General features: G+C 38.8%; 15 protein-coding genes. 5 read left to right on the top strand and 10 right to left on the bottom strand.

The annotated features are described in order from the left end of the window. Nucleotides 1-20: 20 nt before the first annotated feature. The 7 genes from ccoS to ettA form a co-directional block, all read right to left on the bottom strand. The gene (gene ccoS / locus DTA23_RS06705) at nucleotides 21-209 is read right to left on the bottom strand and encodes a cbb3-type cytochrome oxidase assembly protein CcoS (RefSeq protein ID WP_075991720.1); all 189 of its coding nucleotides are present in this window, start codon (nucleotides 207-209) and stop codon (nucleotides 21-23) included. A 5-nt stretch (nucleotides 210-214) separates the two neighbouring features. Then, nucleotides 215-2,608, bottom strand: a complete 2,394-nt coding sequence (locus DTA23_RS06710; protein WP_112374204.1) for a heavy metal translocating P-type ATPase — start codon at nucleotides 2,606-2,608, stop codon at nucleotides 215-217. A gap of 9 nt (nucleotides 2,609-2,617) precedes the next feature. Continuing rightward, nucleotides 2,618-3,988 carry an oxygen-independent coproporphyrinogen III oxidase gene (hemN, locus tag DTA23_RS06715; protein ID WP_239468719.1) on the bottom strand — a complete coding sequence of 457 codons (1,371 nt, stop codon included), beginning with the start codon at nucleotides 3,986-3,988 and terminating at the stop codon, nucleotides 2,618-2,620. 1 nt (nucleotide 3,989) lies between these two features. After that, nucleotides 3,990-4,406: a Rossmann-fold NAD(P)-binding domain-containing protein gene (locus DTA23_RS06720; RefSeq protein ID WP_112374205.1), complete on the bottom strand. Its 417-nt coding sequence runs from the start codon at nucleotides 4,404-4,406 to the stop codon at nucleotides 3,990-3,992. Nucleotides 4,407-4,629: 223 nt separating this feature from the next. Continuing rightward, a complete protein-coding gene (locus tag DTA23_RS06725) occupies nucleotides 4,630-5,697 on the bottom strand; it encodes a response regulator (protein ID WP_112374206.1) in 1,068 nt (355 codons plus the stop codon). A 42-nt stretch (nucleotides 5,698-5,739) separates the two neighbouring features. Further along, nucleotides 5,740-6,924, bottom strand: a complete 1,185-nt coding sequence (locus DTA23_RS06730; protein ID WP_112374207.1) for a PAS domain-containing sensor histidine kinase — start codon at nucleotides 6,922-6,924, stop codon at nucleotides 5,740-5,742. A 9-nt stretch (nucleotides 6,925-6,933) separates the two neighbouring features. After that, nucleotides 6,934-8,616, bottom strand: coding sequence for an energy-dependent translational throttle protein EttA (ettA, locus tag DTA23_RS06735; protein ID WP_112374208.1), 1,683 nt, complete (start codon nucleotides 8,614-8,616; stop codon nucleotides 6,934-6,936). A 185-nt stretch (nucleotides 8,617-8,801) separates the two neighbouring features. Between ettA and DTA23_RS06740 the strand changes: the two genes are divergently transcribed. The 3 genes from DTA23_RS06740 to DTA23_RS06750 all read left to right on the top strand — a co-directional run bounded on the left by DTA23_RS06740 (nucleotide 8,802) and on the right by DTA23_RS06750 (nucleotide 13,801). Next, nucleotides 8,802-11,327: an ATP-dependent Clp protease ATP-binding subunit gene (locus DTA23_RS06740; protein WP_112374209.1), complete on the top strand. Its 2,526-nt coding sequence runs from the start codon at nucleotides 8,802-8,804 to the stop codon at nucleotides 11,325-11,327. 134 nt (nucleotides 11,328-11,461) lie between these two features. Beyond that, nucleotides 11,462-11,686 carry a hypothetical protein gene (locus DTA23_RS26885; protein ID WP_146753020.1) on the top strand — a complete coding sequence of 75 codons (225 nt, stop codon included), beginning with the start codon at nucleotides 11,462-11,464 and terminating at the stop codon, nucleotides 11,684-11,686. A 1,320-nt stretch (nucleotides 11,687-13,006) separates the two neighbouring features. Continuing rightward, on the top strand, nucleotides 13,007-13,801 hold the full coding sequence (locus DTA23_RS06750; RefSeq protein ID WP_146753021.1) for a hypothetical protein: 795 nt from the start codon (nucleotides 13,007-13,009) through the stop codon (nucleotides 13,799-13,801). A gap of 97 nt (nucleotides 13,802-13,898) precedes the next feature. Here DTA23_RS06750 and recN read toward each other — a convergent pair whose 3' ends face one another. After that, complete coding sequence (recN, locus tag DTA23_RS06755; RefSeq protein WP_112374212.1) at nucleotides 13,899-15,572, bottom strand: DNA repair protein RecN; 1,674 nt, start codon at nucleotides 15,570-15,572, stop codon at nucleotides 13,899-13,901. Between the two features lie 302 nt (nucleotides 15,573-15,874). On the opposite strand from recN, the gene DTA23_RS06760 reads away from it, so the two are divergent. Both DTA23_RS06760 and DTA23_RS06765 read left to right on the top strand, forming a co-directional pair. Continuing rightward, the gene (locus DTA23_RS06760) at nucleotides 15,875-16,489 is read left to right on the top strand and encodes a SprT-like domain-containing protein (protein ID WP_112374213.1); all 615 of its coding nucleotides are present in this window, start codon (nucleotides 15,875-15,877) and stop codon (nucleotides 16,487-16,489) included. A 67-nt stretch (nucleotides 16,490-16,556) separates the two neighbouring features. Further along, entirely contained in the window at nucleotides 16,557-16,970 is a 414-nt protein-coding gene (locus tag DTA23_RS06765; RefSeq protein ID WP_112374214.1) for a hypothetical protein, read from the top strand. A 175-nt stretch (nucleotides 16,971-17,145) separates the two neighbouring features. On the opposite strand, the gene DTA23_RS06770 is transcribed toward DTA23_RS06765, so the two are convergent. Beyond that, nucleotides 17,146-17,406, bottom strand: coding sequence for a hypothetical protein (locus tag DTA23_RS06770; protein ID WP_070567197.1), 261 nt, complete (start codon nucleotides 17,404-17,406; stop codon nucleotides 17,146-17,148). 167 nt (nucleotides 17,407-17,573) lie between these two features. After that, nucleotides 17,574-18,587, bottom strand: a complete 1,014-nt coding sequence (locus tag DTA23_RS06775; RefSeq protein WP_070567198.1) for a PDDEXK nuclease domain-containing protein — start codon at nucleotides 18,585-18,587, stop codon at nucleotides 17,574-17,576. Nucleotides 18,588-18,635: the final 48 nt, after the last annotated feature.

Consider the following 18,635-nt stretch of genomic DNA (forward strand, 5'->3'; position numbering starts at 1 on the left):
AAAAAAAGTAATTGATTTAATTACGATAACGTTTTAGTTACGTCACCTTCTTTATCTTCTCCTTCTGTCGTTTCATCATCAAACAGAATCCGTATAGAAGGTGTATAGGTATCGTTATGCTGACCGGTTTTATTTGCCCAGAAAAAAGCACATAAGAAAACCAAAGCCAACAAAACACTACAACCGATCAAAATATACATTATTTCCATAACAACTAGAGTTTACGGCGTTTGGCATACCATCTCGTCATGAGACTTGTAAAGGAGATGATCGTTACCGTACTGATTGGCATTAGAATCGCTGCAAATAATGGCGACATAATACCCTGCACGGCAAAGCTCAATCCAATTACATTATATAAAAGAGATATTCCAAAGCTCATATGTATTACTTTCACCGCATCTTTACTAAAAGCAAAGAAATCTGGCATTTTTGAAAACGACTCCCCATCCAGTATTGCATCGCAACCAGGGGAGAAGTTATTGATATCATCACTCACGGCGATGCCCAAATCTGCTTTACGCAATGCCCCTGCATCATTAAGGCCATCACCAATCATACAGACATGCTTTCCGTCTACCTGAAAATTTTGAATTGTTTTCAGTTTTTCCATGGGTGATTGATTAAAAAGCAAACTTGCGTTTGACGGAAAAATTAACTGCAGCGCATCCAGGCGTCTATCGTTATCGCCCGAGATCAAATGAAGGTCATATTCAACTTTAAAATCTTCAATCAACGCCGAAAGGCCATCACGCCAGGATTGCTCCATGGTAAAATACCCCTTTAACTCCTCACCTATACGAATAAAAACCACTGAACCATCTGTTTTAATGTTACCGATATTCAAAAAGTTAGCACTACCGATTTTAATTTCCTTGCCACTTACATTAGCCTGCATCCCCTTTCCCGGAAATTCCTTAAAATCCTGTATCGAAATAGCAGAAGAGACATTCAGCCACTTGACAATCTCACGGCTCAATGGATGGCTAGAGTTTCTACATACCGCATTCAGTAACTTTTTGTCAATTGCTGAAAGACTACCTTCAAAATAAATTGAAGTTGCTTTAGGCGATGATATTGTGCCAGTTTTATCGAACACCAAAGTATCAATCGTTGCCATCTGCTCAATTGCGGCCGTATTTTTCACATAGAACTTATTTCGATCAAAAATACTTAGCGCTGCAGAAAGGGTAAATGGAGAGCTCAACGCCAGCGCACATGGGCATGCAATAATCAATACCGCCGTAAAAGCTCCCCAAGCCCTACTTGCACTACCATCAACGGCCCAAAATAAGGCAGCCAATAGTGCAATAGCCAATAAAACAACAGTAAAATATTTACTTATAAAGTTGACAAATGTTTGAAAATGTTTGTCATAATCTTTATAATTCTCATTATTCCATAATTTGGTCAAATAGGACTGTGAAATCGGTTTGACCACTTCAAGTTCTATCGCTTCCCCCGTCTGGCGTCCGCCGGCATAGATAATTTCGCCTAAGGTCTTACTGACCGGACTTGATTCTCCCGTTACAAAGCTAAAATCTATCGCAGCATCGCCTTTTAAAAGCATGGCATCAGCGGGTATAATTTCATTGTTCCGAACCAAGATACGGTCACCGATATGAACGTCAGCTAATTGTACAGGTTTGTCCCCTGATTCCGTCAATACTGTTACAGCCACGGGGAAATAACTCCGGTAATCCCGTTCAAATGAGATATGATAATAGGTACGTTGTTGTACCCATTTTCCGATCAATATAAAGAATACAAGACTACAGAGTGTATCCGTAAAACCAGCTCCTGTCTGTGTGATCACCTCAAACGCGGAACGCAAAAATAACACGAGGATTCCTAGAGCTAATGGCACATCCAGATTCAATCTCTTTTGTTTCAGACTCCAATAGGCCGATTTGAAATAATCCGATGCACAATACAATAAAACAGGGAGACCAAAGGCCAGGTTTATATAACCAAAGAAATTGGCATATTCCTTTTCAAAACTCCCCATTCCAAAATAATCAGGGAAACTGAATAACATAGAATTTCCAAAACAGAAACCGGCAACAGCAATTTTTGCGACCAAAGGATTCAAATTATTTCTATTCCCTTCCTTTACAACATCCTGCAAAGTGATTTTAGGGTCATAACCGATATTGACCAAAAGATAAACCAGGTCTTTCAATGGCAGCTCATTGTGATTGAATGTAATGCTCGCCTGTTTCTTCATAAAGTCCACGCGCGACTGCAGTACGTTGGGATTTAGTTTATATAAATTTTCGAGCAACCAGATACAAGAGCTACAGTGAATAGCCGGAATATAAAAGGTGATGATAGTCATCTTATCATCTTTATAATCCACTAATTTACCGGCAATCTGTGGTTCATCCAGATAGGAAAAATCTTCTTGCTTGGATTTATTTGATTTACCCGGGTGCTGATTATAGCGATAATATTGCTGCATACCACTATCGTTCAGTACTTGGTAAACGGTCTGACATCCCAGACAGCAAAAATCATGATGATCGAGCTGATAACCCGTTTCCTCAATTTTATCGCCGCAATGGAAACATTTTTCTGCAAGTTGTATTTCATCCCTTAGCTCTGCCATACCTTCGTTCTAAATTGCCTGACTAAATAATTGATTTTGTGCTTTTGAACGCAATAATCGCTGATCAAAGGCCATACAGATATTTCTTAAAAAAGAGCGTCCAATAGCAGTACATTGAATTAAGTCGCCGGTTATGGAAACTAAACCATCTGCAACAAGTTCAGACAATTCGTCGATAATCTGCCCATTCAACGGCGCACCTGTCGGCAACTGCACTTTACCTTTACACATCATATCGAGGATATAACGCCTTACAAGAAGATCCTCCTCGTTGAGTATATGTCCTTTTACAACGGGCAATACCCCTGCATCGATAAGTTTATGGTATTCTTCTACGGTCTTCACATTTTGGGCAAAAGCCCCCCAAGCATCACTGATCGAAGAGACGCCAATACCGATTAACAGGGGGCTAAACCGATCAGCATACCCCATAAAATTGCGATGTAATCGCTCTTGTTGAAAAGCCACAAATAACTCGTCCTCTCTTTTCGCAAAATGATCCATACCGACATCTTCATAGCCATGGGCTAAAATCATTTTTTTTCCAAGATTATACAGGGCAAGTTTGGCCGCACCATTCGGTAGATCTGCTTCGGTATAATGTCGTTGACCGGGTTTTATCCAAGGCACGTGGGCATAGCTATAAAAAGAGATCCGGTCTGGAGCGAGCAGCATCGACTTTTGAATGGTATCGGCGACGGTCGCAAGCGTCTGCTTAGGCAATCCGTAAATCAGGTCAAAATTAATGGACTCAAATCCGATTTTCCGCGCATTCAGCATAACCTCTTCCACTTCCGCTGATGTTTGATGCCGGTTGATCACAAACTGTACAAGTGGATCAAAATCCTGTATTCCCAGGCTCAGGCGCCGAAATCCCAAATCGAATAAAGTTTGTAGATGCGCGATCGTTGTATTGGCGGGGTGAGCTTCAAAAGAGAAGGAATGATCAGGAGCCAGGTCTGAAAGTTTAAGGATTCCCTCAATCAGTACCCTCAAATTATCTGGGTGGAAAAAGGTCGGAGTTCCACCACCCAAATGTATTTCTGCCAATAACGGTCTTTCTCCTTTAAATAGAGCGACGTACATTTCCCATTCCTTCAAAAGAGACGCAATATAAGGTTCTTCAACGCGATGGTTTTTTGTAATGCGCGTATTGCAGCCACAATACGTACAGAGGCTTTCACAAAAAGGAAGATGGATATACAGGCTGATTCCTTTCTCCTTCGATTGCCCAAAGGTATGATAGACTTGATTAGTCCATGCCGTCCGGGAAAATGCTTCATTATCCCAAAAGGGAACGGTTGGATAACTTGTATAGCGCGGTGCGGCAACATTATATTTCTGCACCAATTCTTCCATTATAACCTGCGATGTAATCATTTTATTTTATTTTTTTTGCACAGTCGTTTAGACAACAACAGGCTTTACCCACACATTTTTCTATTCCCCATAAGTTGAGATTCCGGACGGTCTGCTCAGCCAGTCCTTTGGGACTCTGATCTTCGAACGGCGCATTGGCAATCTGAATATGCAGATCTCCAGCTTTCACTAAATCGATATGAGCAGTATCTTTACTCCGGGTCATAATTTTATTGATCCCTAACCCTTTTAAATTAAGTAGCATGCTCTCGTCCAAAATATCGCTCACGGAAATAACTACCGCATCTTTTCCACGCGCATAATTCTGTGTCTCCGCATTTAATCCATTTGAAATCAAAGTTAAGTCATGTTGTTTGGCATTTGCCAATGCCCAAAACTCTTTTTCAAATGACCTTACATTATATACTACTACTTTCATTCTGATTCTACAATCACCAATTAAGGTTTATCCTAAGAACAAAAGTAAATTATGCATATGGGCAAAAAGATGATGTAGCACCACACCTTAAAATGATATTTATCACAATTCACAAAAACTTGCATGATTTCGCAAATACCAACAGTTATGTACTAAAAAAGGCGTGTTCAGAAAAACTGAACACGCTTTTTTTTGTTGATTTTTAAATCTTCGTTTCTGTCACCTACTGCTTCACATCCCGCAGGTTCTTGATGGAATTGATGTATATTTTGCCTTTTTCTTTTGAAATCAATTTTTCTTCTTTAAAATCAGAGAGCATACGGGAAACAGTTTCATTGGCTGTCCCTGCAATTGAAGCCAGACCATCCCGTGTCACGTCAATTGTACATGCATTGACCTCGTTTATATTGATTCCACTTTTTTCAGCAACACTGATCAACGCGTTTGCGACCCGCTTACGGACAGAATGATAGGCAAAGCCAAGCAATTGTTCTTCCTTTTCCCGTAAATCGACAGAAAGAAGCTTAATAAATTTACTGGCTATTGCAGGCTTTTTCCATAACAGCTCCAGAAAACTGTCTTTTGGTATCAAGACAATTTCACTTGGCTCAACTGCTTCGGCGTAGTCTTCATAATTATCATTCAACAAAATCGAGGCATAGCCAAAATAATTTCCTGAAATAAAAATACCCGTAGACAGCTCGCGTCCATCTTTATAAGACTTAAAACTGCGCACCTGTCCAGATTTCACAAAATAGACATATGTTGGCGAATCGTCTTTTTCATAAATAGACTGTTTTTTCTTCACGGTTTTCACGCGTGAATTAGCGAGAAGTTCATGTAGCAATAATACCTGCTCTTCAGCACTCAAACTCAAATCATCTTCCTGCGAAACATCTGCTGCCAGCTGCTCATGTCTTTTGAGGCGCACATCTATTGCATTCATCAATTCAACATCATCAAAAGGTTTGGTCAGATAATCATCTGCTCCCATCTCCATCGCTTTGCGCATATCTGCGCGTTCCGCTTTGGCAGTCAGAAAAATGAACGGAATTTTGGTTGTACTTTCAATTTTGCTTAACATAAATAAGACGCCGTAACCATCCAATTCAGGCATCATGATATCACAGAGAATCAAATCAGGAATATGTCTTGTCGCCAGGTCGACGCCAACGCGCCCATTTTCGGCTGTAATGACATCATACCTACCTGTCAACTCCAATATTTCGGTAGTCCCTTCTCGGATATCGATATTATCTTCAATAATTAGAATTGTCTTTTTATTTCTCATCTGCAATTATTTATTCAGTTATGCGAATCTGCAAGCTCACCTTTATTTAAAGCTTACTCTGAATGAAGTTCCTTTGTGTACTTCCGATTCAAATTCCATCTGCCCCGCCATCAATTCGATGTATCGTTTTACAATATTCAGACCTAATCCCGTACCAGGGATATTACCTGTATTATGTGCTCTAAAAAAAGGCTCAAACAAATGTACCTGATCTTCCTCGGGTATACCAATACCATTGTCTTTCACGGATATTAAGCAGCCTTCTTCGTCGATACAGGTTGTGAATTCGATCAAGGTATCTTCTCCGGAATATTTGATCGCGTTGGAGATTAAGTTGACCAAAGCATTTTTCAACAAATTTGGATCTAGGGTGAAATGCCCAATTTCTCCGGTATGTTGGTATACAATATGCTGATTTTTCTTACAGATCAATTGCATTTCTTCGGTGATCTCTTCTGCCAGCTCAACGAGATTGATGTATTGCTTATTCATCACAACAATACCCGCTTCCAATTTTTCAAGTGACAGAAAGTCGTTCAGGATACTTGTGAGCAATTGAACTGCACTTTTAATTTTATTGGTGTGTTTAATGATATTAGCCTTATCATCCGGTCGTTCGGAATACTTTTCAATCAGAGAAGCCGAAAGCTGAACCGAGCTTAAAGGTGTCCGGAACTCATGCGAGGCCATGGACACAAACCGTGATTTCAGCTGGTTAAGTTCAATTTCTTTTTCCAAAGACTTTGAGACTTCTGCTTTAGCTTTTTCAAGTTCAGATACCAGAGAGATCAGGTCGCGTGTACGCTCACTGACTTTATGTTCAAGTTCGGTTGCATGTTGCTTGAGCATATCCTCGGCAGCTTTCTCACGCGATAAATCGTGAATAAAGCCAGTAAAGATATTCTTATCTTTTAACCAAACCTCACTGACTGCCAAGCGGAATGGAAATGTTTCTCCATTTTTCTTTAAGCCCATCACTTCACGACCGATTCCGATAATTTTCTTGTGGCCTGTGGTTTGGTAATTATGCAGATAACCATCGTGATTACCACGATCAGGTTCAGGCATTAACATGGAGATATTGTGTCCGATCACTTCTTCAGCCTGATAACCGAACAATTCCAAGGCAGCAGGGTTAATGCTTTCCACATTCCCCCTGTTGTCTATGGTAATTATTCCATCAATAGCGTGATCTATTATAGCAGCTAAAAGCCTTCCACCGTCCATGATCGTTGCTTATTTTACCAGTTTCTTGTATTTAATACGGTGCGGTGTCACGTCACCAACACGTTTTCTACGGTTTTCTTCATATTCAGTGTAGTTACCTTCAAAGAAATAAACCTGTGAATCCCCTTCAAAAGCAAGGATATGTGTACAGATACGATCCAGGAACCATCTATCGTGGGAGATCACAACGGCACAACCGCCGAAATTCTCCAAGCCTTCTTCCAGTGCCCGTAAGGTATTTACATCAATATCATTGGTCGGCTCATCAAGTAAGAGCACATTTGAGCCTTCTTTGAGTGTAATAGCCAAGTGAACACGGTTACGTTCTCCACCGGAAAGTACACCTACTTTCTTTTGTTGATCAGCACCGTTAAAATTAAATTTGGAAACGTAAGCTCTTGAGTTTACCGAGCGATTGCCCAGCATCATATTGTCGCTGCCACCCGTAATATTTTCCCAAACCGATTTTTCAGGATCGAGGTCGTGGTGCATTTGGTCTACGTAACCCAATTTTACTGTTTCTCCGACCTTGAACGAACCCGTGTCAGGTGTTTCCTGACCTGTAATCAGACGGAATAAGGTTGTTTTACCCGCACCGTTGGGTCCAATAATTCCTACGATACCCGCAGGCGGCAACATGAAGCTTAAGTTCTCAAATAAAATGCGATCGCCATAGGCTTTGGAGATATTCGTTGCCTCAATGACAGCGTTCCCCAGACGTGGCCCCGGCGGAATAAACAATTCCAATTTTTCTTCGCGTTCTTTCGTTTCCTCAGAAGCTAATTTTTCATAGTTATGCAAACGTGCTTTCGATTTAGCATGACGTGCTTTCGGTGCCATACGCACCCATTCCAGCTCACGCTCCAGGGTTTTTTGACGTTTGGTTTCCTGCTTTTCTTCCTGCGCGAGACGTTTTGCTTTTTGATCTAACCAAGAAGAATAATTTCCTTTCCAAGGAATACCCTCACCACGATCCAATTCAAGAATCCATCCGGCTACATTATCCAAGAAATAACGGTCGTGGGTAACGGCAATGACCGTTCCTTTATATTGTTTTAAATGTTGTTCTAACCAATCAATCGACTCGGCGTCCAAGTGGTTGGTCGGCTCATCCAGGAGTAATACATCAGGTTCCTGCAACAATAAGCGACATAATGCTACACGTCTGCGCTCACCACCTGACAAATTGACAATCTTCGCGTCTGGTTCGGGGCAACGTAAAGCATCCATTGCTCTTTCCAATTTCGAATCGATTTCCCAAGCGTTAGTGGCATCAATGATATCCTGAAGTTCCCCTTGTCTAGCCAACAATTTGTCCATCTCATCGGCATTTTCATAGACCTCTGGCAAGCCAAATTTTTCGTTGATTTCTTCGTATTCCTGTAAGATGGCTGTAATTTCAGCGACACCTTCCTGAACGACTTCAAGAACAGTCTTTTCAAGATCCAATTGAGGTTCTTGTGCTAAATAACCCACAGAGTAACCTGGGGAGAACACCACCTCGCCTTGGTAGGATTTATCCAATCCAGCGATAATTTTTAATAGGGAAGATTTACCTGATCCGTTTAAACCGATCACACCGATCTTCGCGCCATAGAAAAAAGATAAATAGATATTTTTTAACACTTGTTTTTGAGGCGGATAGATTTTGTTGACACCCGCCATCGAAAAAATGATCTTCTCGTCTGACATAAAATTTAAAAAAATTCGAAAACTCTTATTATATTAACATACAAATGTAATCTTTTATACTGACATTTTGGACGTATAACGGTCATGGCTTAATTGTTGATGACATTATTTAAAATAATTTTAAGGTTTGAAATGCAGAATTTACTACATTTATATATCCTTAATATAAAACAGAAAGGTATTCAATGGAAGCAAAATTTTCACCGCGCGTAAAGGATGTCATATCGTACAGTAGAGAGGAAGCTTTGAGATTGCGTCACGATTATATAGGAACGGAGCATTTATTGCTCGGATTAATTCGTGAAGGCGATGGTATGGCGATAAAGATCCTTAAAAACATAGGCATTGACACGACAGCACTACGTCAATCTGTGGAGGACGCAGTGAAGGGGGCATCGGTTTCACGCGCTCCTATTGGCAATATGCCATTAACAAAACAGGCTGAAAAAGTTTTGAAGATCACTTATTTGGAAGCTAAAATATTCAAATCGGATATCATCGGAACGGAGCATCTATTATTGGCTATCTTACGGGATGAAGATAATATTGCTTCTCAGATTTTACAACAATACAATGTGACTTACGACATCTTCAAATCTGAAGTTGAGCAAAATAGAACGACGATCAAGGACGAAGCTCCGGGCTCTCCTACCGGCGATGATGATTTTGCAGAGGATGATCAATATATCCAACCTAAAAAAGTTTCGGATATTAAATCCAAAACTCCAGTATTGGACAACTTTGGCCGTGATTTGACCAAAGCTGCCGAAGAGGGTAAATTGGATCCTATTGTAGGTCGCGAAAAAGAGATTGAGCGTGTGTCTCAAATTTTATCCCGACGCAAGAAGAACAATCCGTTGTTAATCGGTGAACCGGGAGTTGGTAAATCAGCTATTGCGGAGGGACTTGCGCTTCGCATTGTCCAACGCAAGGTATCGCGTGTACTCTTCAATAAGCGTGTAGTTACATTGGATCTAGCTTCATTGGTTGCCGGGACGAAATATCGCGGTCAATTTGAAGAACGTATGAAAGCGGTTATGAATGAACTGGAGAAATCACCGGATGTCATCTTATTTATCGATGAGATTCACACCATCGTTGGTGCAGGTGGCGCTTCAGGATCGTTAGATGCTTCCAATATGTTCAAACCAGCCTTGGCAAGAGGAGAAATCCAATGTATTGGTGCAACAACATTGGACGAATATCGTCAATACATTGAAAAAGATGGTGCTTTGGACCGTCGTTTCCAACGTGTAACGATTGAACCGGCTACACATGACGAAACAGTTGAAATATTGAATCGTATCAAAGAGAAATATGAGGATCACCACAACGTGACCTACACTCCAGAAGCGATTGAAGCCTGTGTGTCGTTAACAACACGTTACATTACAGACAGGTTCTTACCAGATAAGGCTATTGATGCTTTGGATGAGGCAGGCTCTCGCGTGCACTTAAACAATATTCATGTACCGCAGTCCATTATTGACATTGAGAATAAAATTGAAGAGGTCAAATTGGAAAAGAACAAAGTCGTTCGTAGTCAAAAATACGAAGAGGCTGCCAAATTGCGTGATACGGAGAAAAAATTGATCGAGGAGCTCGAGAAAGAAAAAATCGCTTGGGAAGAAGAGACGAAGTCTAAACGCTATACTGTTTCAGAAGAAAATGTTGCTGAAGTAGTGGCCATGATGACAGGTATTCCAGTACAACGTGTTAGTCAGACAGACAGTCAAAAGCTGTTGAATATGGCTGAGTTGATGAAGGGAAGAATCATTGGTCAAGATGACGCTGTAGGTAAATTGGTGAAAGCTATTCAACGTACCCGTGCGGGCTTGAAGGATCCTAAAAAACCAATCGGGTCATTTATCTTCTTAGGTCCTACTGGGGTTGGTAAAACAGAGTTAGCTAAAGAATTAGCACGATTTATGTTTGATACAGAAGATGCACTGATCCAAATTGACATGAGCGAATACATGGAGAAATTTGCGGTATCTCGCCTTGTTGGAGCGCCTCCAGGATATGTTGGTTATGAAGAAGGTGGTCAATTGACTGAAAAAGTACGTCGTAAACCTTATGCGGTTGTCTTATTGGATGAGATTGAGAAAGCTCACCCAGATGTGTTTAACCTCATGTTACAGGTGTTGGACGAAGGCCAATTGACAGATAGTTTTGGCCGTAAAGTAGATTTCAGAAATACCATAATCATTATGACTTCAAATATTGGTGCACGCCAATTGAAGGAATTTGGTCAGGGTGTTGGTTTCACCACTGCGGCAAAATCACAACAATCTGATGCGCATTCACGTGGAGTTATCGAAACCGCTTTGAAAAGAGCCTTTGCTCCAGAATTTTTGAACCGTATTGATGATGTGATTGTGTTCAATTCATTGACAAAAGAGAATATCTTCAAAATCATTGATATTGAGTTGAGGTCATTGTTCAAACGTATCGCTGATTTGGGTTATACGATCAATTTGACAGATGAGGCAAAAGATTTCATTGCGGACAAAGGTTATGACAGTAATTTTGGTGCACGTCCATTAAAACGAGCAATCCAGAAATATCTCGAAGATCCTATTGCAGAAGAAATCCTCAAAGGAAATGTGCAAACTGGTTCAGTTTTGACCGTGAGCATTAATCCGGAAACCAAAGATATTGAGGTTTCTAGCTCAGATTCGAAGTCTTCGAAAGACACCGCTGAGAAGTAAGCTTTAGCTGTATCAAAAATAATTTCAATAAAATGCACCTTTATGGTGCATTTTTGTTGTAAAGAAAGTTGGCGTTAAACTTTCGCACTATTTTATCGTCCTATAATAAAATTGTCACAAATAACACGAACAATATGAAAAGACTTTTATTAGCAGCATTAATTGGAACCGCAGCCTTGGTTTCATTTTCTTCTTGTAAGAAAGAATACGTGTCGAACTATTTACCTGGTCGATCATTTATTTATACAGTAAAACCGAATGAATGGACATCCGACAACAACAAAAGAATAATTCATAAGGTAAATCTACCTGAACTTACTGATTACTATATAAAGCAAGGGACGTTTCTGTCCACATGAGTTTAAACAATGAAGCTTCATACAAAATTCTACCAGCATCTTTGCATTTGATGACGGCAAGGAAATTAATCCGGTTAGTTTTCATGTAGACTATAAAGTGGGTGAAGTATCAATCATCGGTGAGGATCCTACCAACGATTTTTCAGTTAATTTTCCTACTCAAAATATAATTGTAAAGATCGTTTTAACAGATACAGATTACGTACAATAAAAAAAGTGAGCCTCAGAGTAAAACTCTGAGGCTCACTTTTTTATTGTACGTACCAACTGTAATTTCTTTTAGGTCTAATCCATCAACAAATCTAAATCATTTTCTCAATATATCTGCTCCAAATTATTTAACCAGTATTTTTATCATATTTAAATAATTAACAAACTAATTTCAAAACAAAATACACAAATGTGTAGTATTTCTTTTAAAGAATAAAATAATAAAAAAAAACAAGTATTTTTAAAATAAAAAAACAAAGATATTTTATTATTGTATTACGATATAAAAAAAGAAATGAAGAAATTAAACTTAATATTCTCTATCCTTTTCTCACTTTTATTTTGGAGTTGTAAAAAGGATATAAATTCCGCAGAAGTTACATCTAAATTGAATGATAAAGCAGAAATAAATTATTATGATCAATTCGCGATAATTCTTTCAAAAGCAGTAAAAGAAATCCTGATATAAGGAATTTTATACGGCAAAATGCTCTTTTTGAAATAGATTATGACCATGATGTATTTTATCAATTTATAAAAGATGAAAAAATTACAAATGATTCAACATTCAAAGATATTCTAAAAAAGTATGAGTCTTCACCAAACCAGCTTGATGAAATTGAGCGCGCAGCGCCGCTATTGACAATTTTTGTTCCTACAATAGAACCTAGTAAGTTTTCTCCAGAAACATGGAAGAGTGCTTCGCAGATACCTCTTGTGGCAACTAATATTATGGGAAGTGATAAAAAAATACCTATTTATAGTGACGGGACAAGGTTCTTTCGTTAAAAAGTAATGAAATACCAGGTTTTCCGTTTTAGTTATTAAAGGAAACGAAAGAATTAAGGTAAAATCCAATTCGAAAGCTTCAGCTAAAAGTTTGCTTGCTTCTCCGGATTTCGAATTTATATCCCCTATATTGATAATCTAAAGAATGCTAAAGCTATTTTAGCGACAAACCGAATAAAAGCTTCAACTTCATCAAGAATAACAAGTTCAAATGAAGCTGTATTAACTAATCCATTACCGATAGAACAATCGGTTATAGATGCATATAATATTTTTGGTACAGAGGTAGATAAATGGCAGCGAGACCATGTTTATTATAAATTGACACAAACTGATACCGTTGGCCCATTACAATCTAACATGGTAGAATCTGTGGTAGCATTAGGATTATCGACAGATGCTTTTTATAAAATTAGCGATCAAGCCGAAGACCCCAAACCCAACCCAAATAAAAATCCGATAATAAATCTGCCAGACAATTATACGAGATCCACTATCATTGATCTTATTCAAAAGAATATGTGGACAGATGGAAAATTTGAATTTAGATTTGACTTTTTAATCAATAATAAAGAAGGTATTGGTGCAACTTATCAATATTTCCTACCACTAGCACCTAAAGATCTTTTTAGAGTACAATATAATTATACTACTCGCACGACAAACGGAAAAAATCCTCAACTATTGATAGTATACACATCCGTAGAGAGTGCTCCGGGAGATCGTCGTACGATGGTAAATCTTAATATCCCAATCATAAATTGGAATATCAAATCTAATGCGCCAATTTGGAAAATCTCTTTAGCAGAAGTTGATACTCAGGAGGAAATTTTGAAAAAGAGACCTGTAACTAATGAATTTGCGACTAATTTTGGAACAAATTTTTCCATCTTCAAAATCGGATTTAATTTTGGTCACTCAAATAAAGAAACTTTCTCGAGAGAAATATCTACCAGAAGAACTTTAGGAGAAGATAATTTAGGTAGTTTTTTAGTAAATTTTGGTGATCCTATTCTTAAAACGACCAAAGATAGATTCGGAGCTGATACGTATGTATTAAACTCATATAGTAATGCTTATTTTACTATCTCCGTGATGCCGGTCAAGACATTTTAAAATAACGAAGAAATAGGGAATTCCTTTAAAAATTTAGAAATTCCCTATTTCTTCGTTACTAATGATAGATTATACTAATACAAATCCCGAGCTATTTTCAGGGTTTAAGAGATTTTTTCAACAATAACTCTGCGTGTTCAAGTGCCGCATCTGTTGGATTAGCGCCACTAAGCATCTGAGCAATTTCCTTGACTCTCCCCTCTTGATCTAAACGAACAATGTTAGATATGGTTCGGTTGGCTTTGTCTTCCTTATATACCTTATAATGCGCAGCACCTTTAGCTGCAATTTGGGGCAAATGGGAAATAGCAATAACCTGCATATTCTCAGCAAGACTTTCCATCACCTCTCCTACGCGTAGCGCAACCTCTCCAGAGATTCCTGTATCGATCTCATCAAAAATAATAGTAGGTAATGCGGAAGTTTTAGCAACTAAGGATTTAATGGCCAACATAACACGAGAAAGCTCTCCTCCGGATGCAACCTTATGAATGGATTGCAATGCCTGTCCTTTATTGGCCGAAAATAAAAACTGTATTGAATCCATCCCCGATTCCCGCATATCCCCTTCCTTCAATGGTTCTAGATTAATTTGAAGTCGTGCATTCGGCATACCTACATTTGACAAGGTCGCCTGCACATCCTTTGCGATCATCTCCAGTACCTTTCTTCTGGCTGCTGATAGTTCCTTTGCATTTTTTTGGGCAATGGCTAATTTAGCCACAACCTCTTTTTCCAATCGCTCCAATTGCTCATCCGAAGAATTTATAGCAAACAGTTTGGATTCAAGATCATCACGTAATTTGATCAGCTCCTCAACGGAGTCCACATGATGTTTTTTCTGTAAGGAATACAATAAGCTCAAGCGCTCATTGATTTCCAATAAAGTACCTTCGTCGATTTGGGTATCCTCCTCAAGAGAGCTCAGCTCTGCTGCGACATCCTTCAGCTCAATCCATGTGCTCTTCAATCGTGCAGCCAAATCTGCAGCCTCAGGCAGAAATGAGGCAATGCCTTCCACCTGGCTCATCGTCTCTTTTAAACGGCTTAAAACTGCTGTATCTTCGTTTTCCAAAAGATGTGATGCCCCAGTTAGTGCACGCTTGATATCTTCTGCATTTTCCAACTGCCGCTGTTGTACTTCGAGTTGTCCCTGTTCATCTGCTACCAATCGGGCGGCGTCAAGTTCATCAAATTGAAACTGAAAATAATCCTGTTCTATTGCAGCCTTTTTTACAAGATCTTTAAATTCTTCGAGTTCTTTTTTTGCTTTCTTATAAGCGAAGAAGCTCTCTCGATAGCTTTGCTTCAGTCCGAAAGAGCCTGCTACACTATCCACTACCAAAAACTGAAAATCTTCTGTATTAATCTGCAATGTTGCATGTTGAGAATGCACATCAATCAACTGCTCGCCTAAAGCTTTAAGGATAGCAAGGGTGACGGGAGAATCATTAATAAATGCCCGGGATTTACCATCGGGAGATATCTCTCTTCGAATAATCGTGTGGTCCGCGTAATCGAGATCATTTTCCTCAAAAAAACGAAGTAGCTGGTAAGGACCAATTTTAAATTCCCCTTCAATCACACATTTCTTGGTTGGGTCGAAAAAATGCTTGCCCTCTGCTCTATTTCCTAAGATCAACGATAACGCTCCCATGATAATAGATTTACCAGCACCGGTTTCACCGGTAATCATATTTAAACCTTTATCAAATTGGATTTCCAATTCGTTGATGAGCGCATAATTTCTAATATGTAAGGTATCTAGCATATTCTTGAAGGTCTTATTACAGTTTAGAGGAAATACCGTTCCTCAATCGGATCCTATGTTTCATGAACCTTTCTGTAGGTAATTTACCTAAAACTCAGGCGATTTCAATATATTTTATTAAAAAAAACAGCTACTCTGCTCCAATAACATGCCCACTTTTAATATTCGCAGGTACTAAATACTAAAAATAATATCATTTTTCCAAATTAAAAACTACTATTTTTAGCAAAATGATTTTATTTTTGACAAAAGAATGTTCTCATTTAGCACTATTGACATGAATAAATTCCTATTTTTATGTCATGCAAGATTATAGTGCTACGCTTAAAAAATACATGCCTGAAGAAGCTGCGCCGATTATATCCAACTGGATTAATCATACCCGCTGCTTATTTAAGATCTCTCGTTCAAGGAGTACCAAACTAGGAGATTACCGTGCACCGTTTAGAGGAAGCCCACACCGCATCTCAGTCAACCATGACTTAAATTCCTATTCATTTCTGATTACGACGATCCATGAATTTGCCCATTTACAAACCTGGAACAAACACCAGCATCGTGTCAAGCCACATGGTACTGAGTGGAAAAATAATTTCAAGGAATTGATGGAGCCCTTCCTTAAATTGAATATTTTTCCAATCGATATTAGCAGTGCCATTCATCGCTACATGGAAAACCCCGCGGCTTCAAGCTGCACGGACCTTCACCTGTTTCGCACCTTAAAATCATACGATACCGTCAAAACCAGTGCCCTTACGGTGGAATCTTTGGAGGATGGCCATTTCTTTAAACTAAAAAATGGTCGTTCATTTCAACGCATTGAAAAGATAAGAAAACGCTATAAGTGCATGGAATTGACCAGCAAACGCATGTACCTATTCAATCCAATAGCGGAGGTATTTCTGTTGGAACAATGATTTTTGATAAATACATTCATTATATTTTTATCTTTGCTAACTTAGGAAATAATTAAAGAGAGCTTTTATGTTACACTTACACTCGACTATAGCAATTGTATTATTGCTAGCCCTGGTGATATCGATCGTGATCACCCTATCAAACTACCTAGGCAACAAACCGTACAACCGTAAAATTGCTTTATTGGGTTTTATCGCATCGCATATTCAATTATTGGTGGGATTGATTTTATTCTTTTATTTAAAGTATCCATCGATGATCTCTGGCGCCGTAATGAAAGATCCGACATTACGTTTTAAAATCATCGAACACCCTTTGACAATGATCATTGCTATTGTATTGATCACAATTGGTTACTCTAAAGCTAAAAAGATTGAAAATGCAAAAAAAGCAAACCAAACGGTTGTTATTTTCTATATCATCGGTTTGATTTTGATCCTTGCTCGTATTCCTTGGTCTACTTGGTCACTTTTCGCATAGTCTGCGATAATCATACAAAAGAAGGCCTCACAGTTGTGAGGCCTTTTTTGTGCCTTATAGATCATGAAAGCATAACGGGACGGGATCGTCAACAATGAACTTGAGTTTAAAAAAAGGATTAAAATAAAAAAGCCCCAGTAAACTGGGGCTTTCAAATATCTTAGTTTACTTTTAATTAGTCACGGTTTTTTCCAAATCCCAAAATTCCGAAAACGGTTTTGAATGCGATAAGTGCACCTACGATCATAGCAATATTAGCTATTGCGGAAAACAAAAAAGTTTGTTGGCCCAATGCCGTACATACATCCGGTACAAAACGGATAAATGTACCTATTAAACCTAAAGCGATCGCTACTACCAATGTTTTGTAGTAATGAGTTTGGTTCGCATTATTATCAGTTGTCTTTGGACCTCTTGGTTGTACAGTTTCTGCCATTTCAATTTCGATTTTATTCGATACAAATGTACAAAATAATCTATGTTAGAAAAATAAAAATGAAAAAAGCGGAACCACTGTCATTTCATCCCCCAATACTGATAAATTAACCCCGTTTGACGCATTTAAAATATCTTTAAATGGCGCCGTATAGACGCTTGAAAAATCTACTCAGCGTCACCTTTACCTACAAAACTATCCAACTCTTTATTTACCTCATCCAGCAACTGTTGCTCTGTTGGTAAATAAAGCTCATATTGACTGGCGACAATCTGCTTTTGGTCTTCCGGAAGGGTAAATTTGACGACCGCATCGTTTTTACTGGCACAAAGTAAGATGCCAACTGTCGGATGCTCATGCGGAAGTTTTTCTATACGATCATAGTAATTGACATACATCTGCAATTGACCGATGTCCTGATGCGTTAATTTATGGGTTTTAATTTCAATGATCACAAAACTTTGCAGCAGACGGTTGTAAAAGACCAGGTCAACGAAAAATTCATCGCCCTCGATATGGATCCGTTTTTGTCTAGCGACGAATGAGAAGCCATTTCCTAATTCGAGTAAGAACTCTTGAAGATGGGCAATAATGGCTCCCTCAAGATCTTTCTCATAGTAAGCGCTTTCGCGTTTCAAACCCAAAAATTCCAGTACCATTGGATCTTTGATAATCTCCTTCGCATCAGAAGGTATCTTTTCCTTTTTTGCTACAGCCAGTACACTTTCCTTATCGTTGCTAAGCAGCAGGCGTTCATATAGATTAGTATTAATCTGCCGCTCAAGCTGTCTGACTGTCCAATTATTCTTTATGGTTTCGGCAATATAAAACTCCCGCTGTTCCTCGCTATTAAGACTTAAAAGCAGCTTATACTGGCTCCAACTCAATTGCGTCCACAGTGTAGACACAATTGGAAATGTGCGATAAAATTGGCGGTACCAATTTAGCTGTCTATACGAAAAACCACTACCAAACTCAGGCTGTAATTCTGCTGAAAGATATTTTATGATGTATTTCCCATAATCCGCTCTATCCTTACCTTCCTGCTCCTGTTCAAAAATACGTTGGCCAATATGCCAGTACATCAATGTGCGCTGATGATCGACAGCACGAATCGCATTATCTTTGGACTGCGCAATAATTGCCTTTATATCGGATACTAAAGTTTGATCGGACAACATAATTGTTTATTTTATTGGTATTACTTCTGTAAGTGAGCAATACAAAGA

The organism is Sphingobacterium multivorum (assembly GCF_900457465.1).
Lineage (GTDB): Bacteria > Bacteroidota > Bacteroidia > Sphingobacteriales > Sphingobacteriaceae > Sphingobacterium > Sphingobacterium multivorum.

Coding starts and splice junctions, on each gene's coding strand:
- ccoS (WP_075991720.1), bottom strand. CDS start 209: ATGGAAATAATGTATATTTTGATCGGTTGTAGTGTTTTGTTGGCTTTG.
- DTA23_RS06730 (WP_112374207.1), bottom strand. CDS start 6,924: ATGGACGGTGGAAGGCTTTTAGCTGCTATAATAGATCACGCTATTGAT.
- DTA23_RS06770 (WP_070567197.1), bottom strand. CDS start 17,406: ATGGCAGAAACTGTACAACCAAGAGGTCCAAAGACAACTGATAATAAT.
- DTA23_RS06740 (WP_112374209.1), top strand. CDS start 8,802: ATGGAAGCAAAATTTTCACCGCGCGTAAAGGATGTCATATCGTACAGT.
- DTA23_RS06765 (WP_112374214.1), top strand. CDS start 16,557: ATGTTACACTTACACTCGACTATAGCAATTGTATTATTGCTAGCCCTG.
- DTA23_RS06720 (WP_112374205.1), bottom strand. CDS start 4,406: ATGAAAGTAGTAGTATATAATGTAAGGTCATTTGAAAAAGAGTTTTGG.
- hemN (WP_239468719.1), bottom strand. CDS start 3,988: ATGATTACATCGCAGGTTATAATGGAAGAATTGGTGCAGAAATATAAT.
- DTA23_RS06710 (WP_112374204.1), bottom strand. CDS start 2,608: ATGGCAGAGCTAAGGGATGAAATACAACTTGCAGAAAAATGTTTCCAT.
- DTA23_RS06760 (WP_112374213.1), top strand. CDS start 15,875: ATGCAAGATTATAGTGCTACGCTTAAAAAATACATGCCTGAAGAAGCT.
- ettA (WP_112374208.1), bottom strand. CDS start 8,616: ATGTCAGACGAGAAGATCATTTTTTCGATGGCGGGTGTCAACAAAATC.
- recN (WP_112374212.1), bottom strand. CDS start 15,572: ATGCTAGATACCTTACATATTAGAAATTATGCGCTCATCAACGAATTG.
- DTA23_RS06775 (WP_070567198.1), bottom strand. CDS start 18,587: ATGTTGTCCGATCAAACTTTAGTATCCGATATAAAGGCAATTATTGCG.
- DTA23_RS26885 (WP_146753020.1), top strand. CDS start 11,462: ATGAAAAGACTTTTATTAGCAGCATTAATTGGAACCGCAGCCTTGGTT.
- DTA23_RS06725 (WP_112374206.1), bottom strand. CDS start 5,697: ATGAGAAATAAAAAGACAATTCTAATTATTGAAGATAATATCGATATC.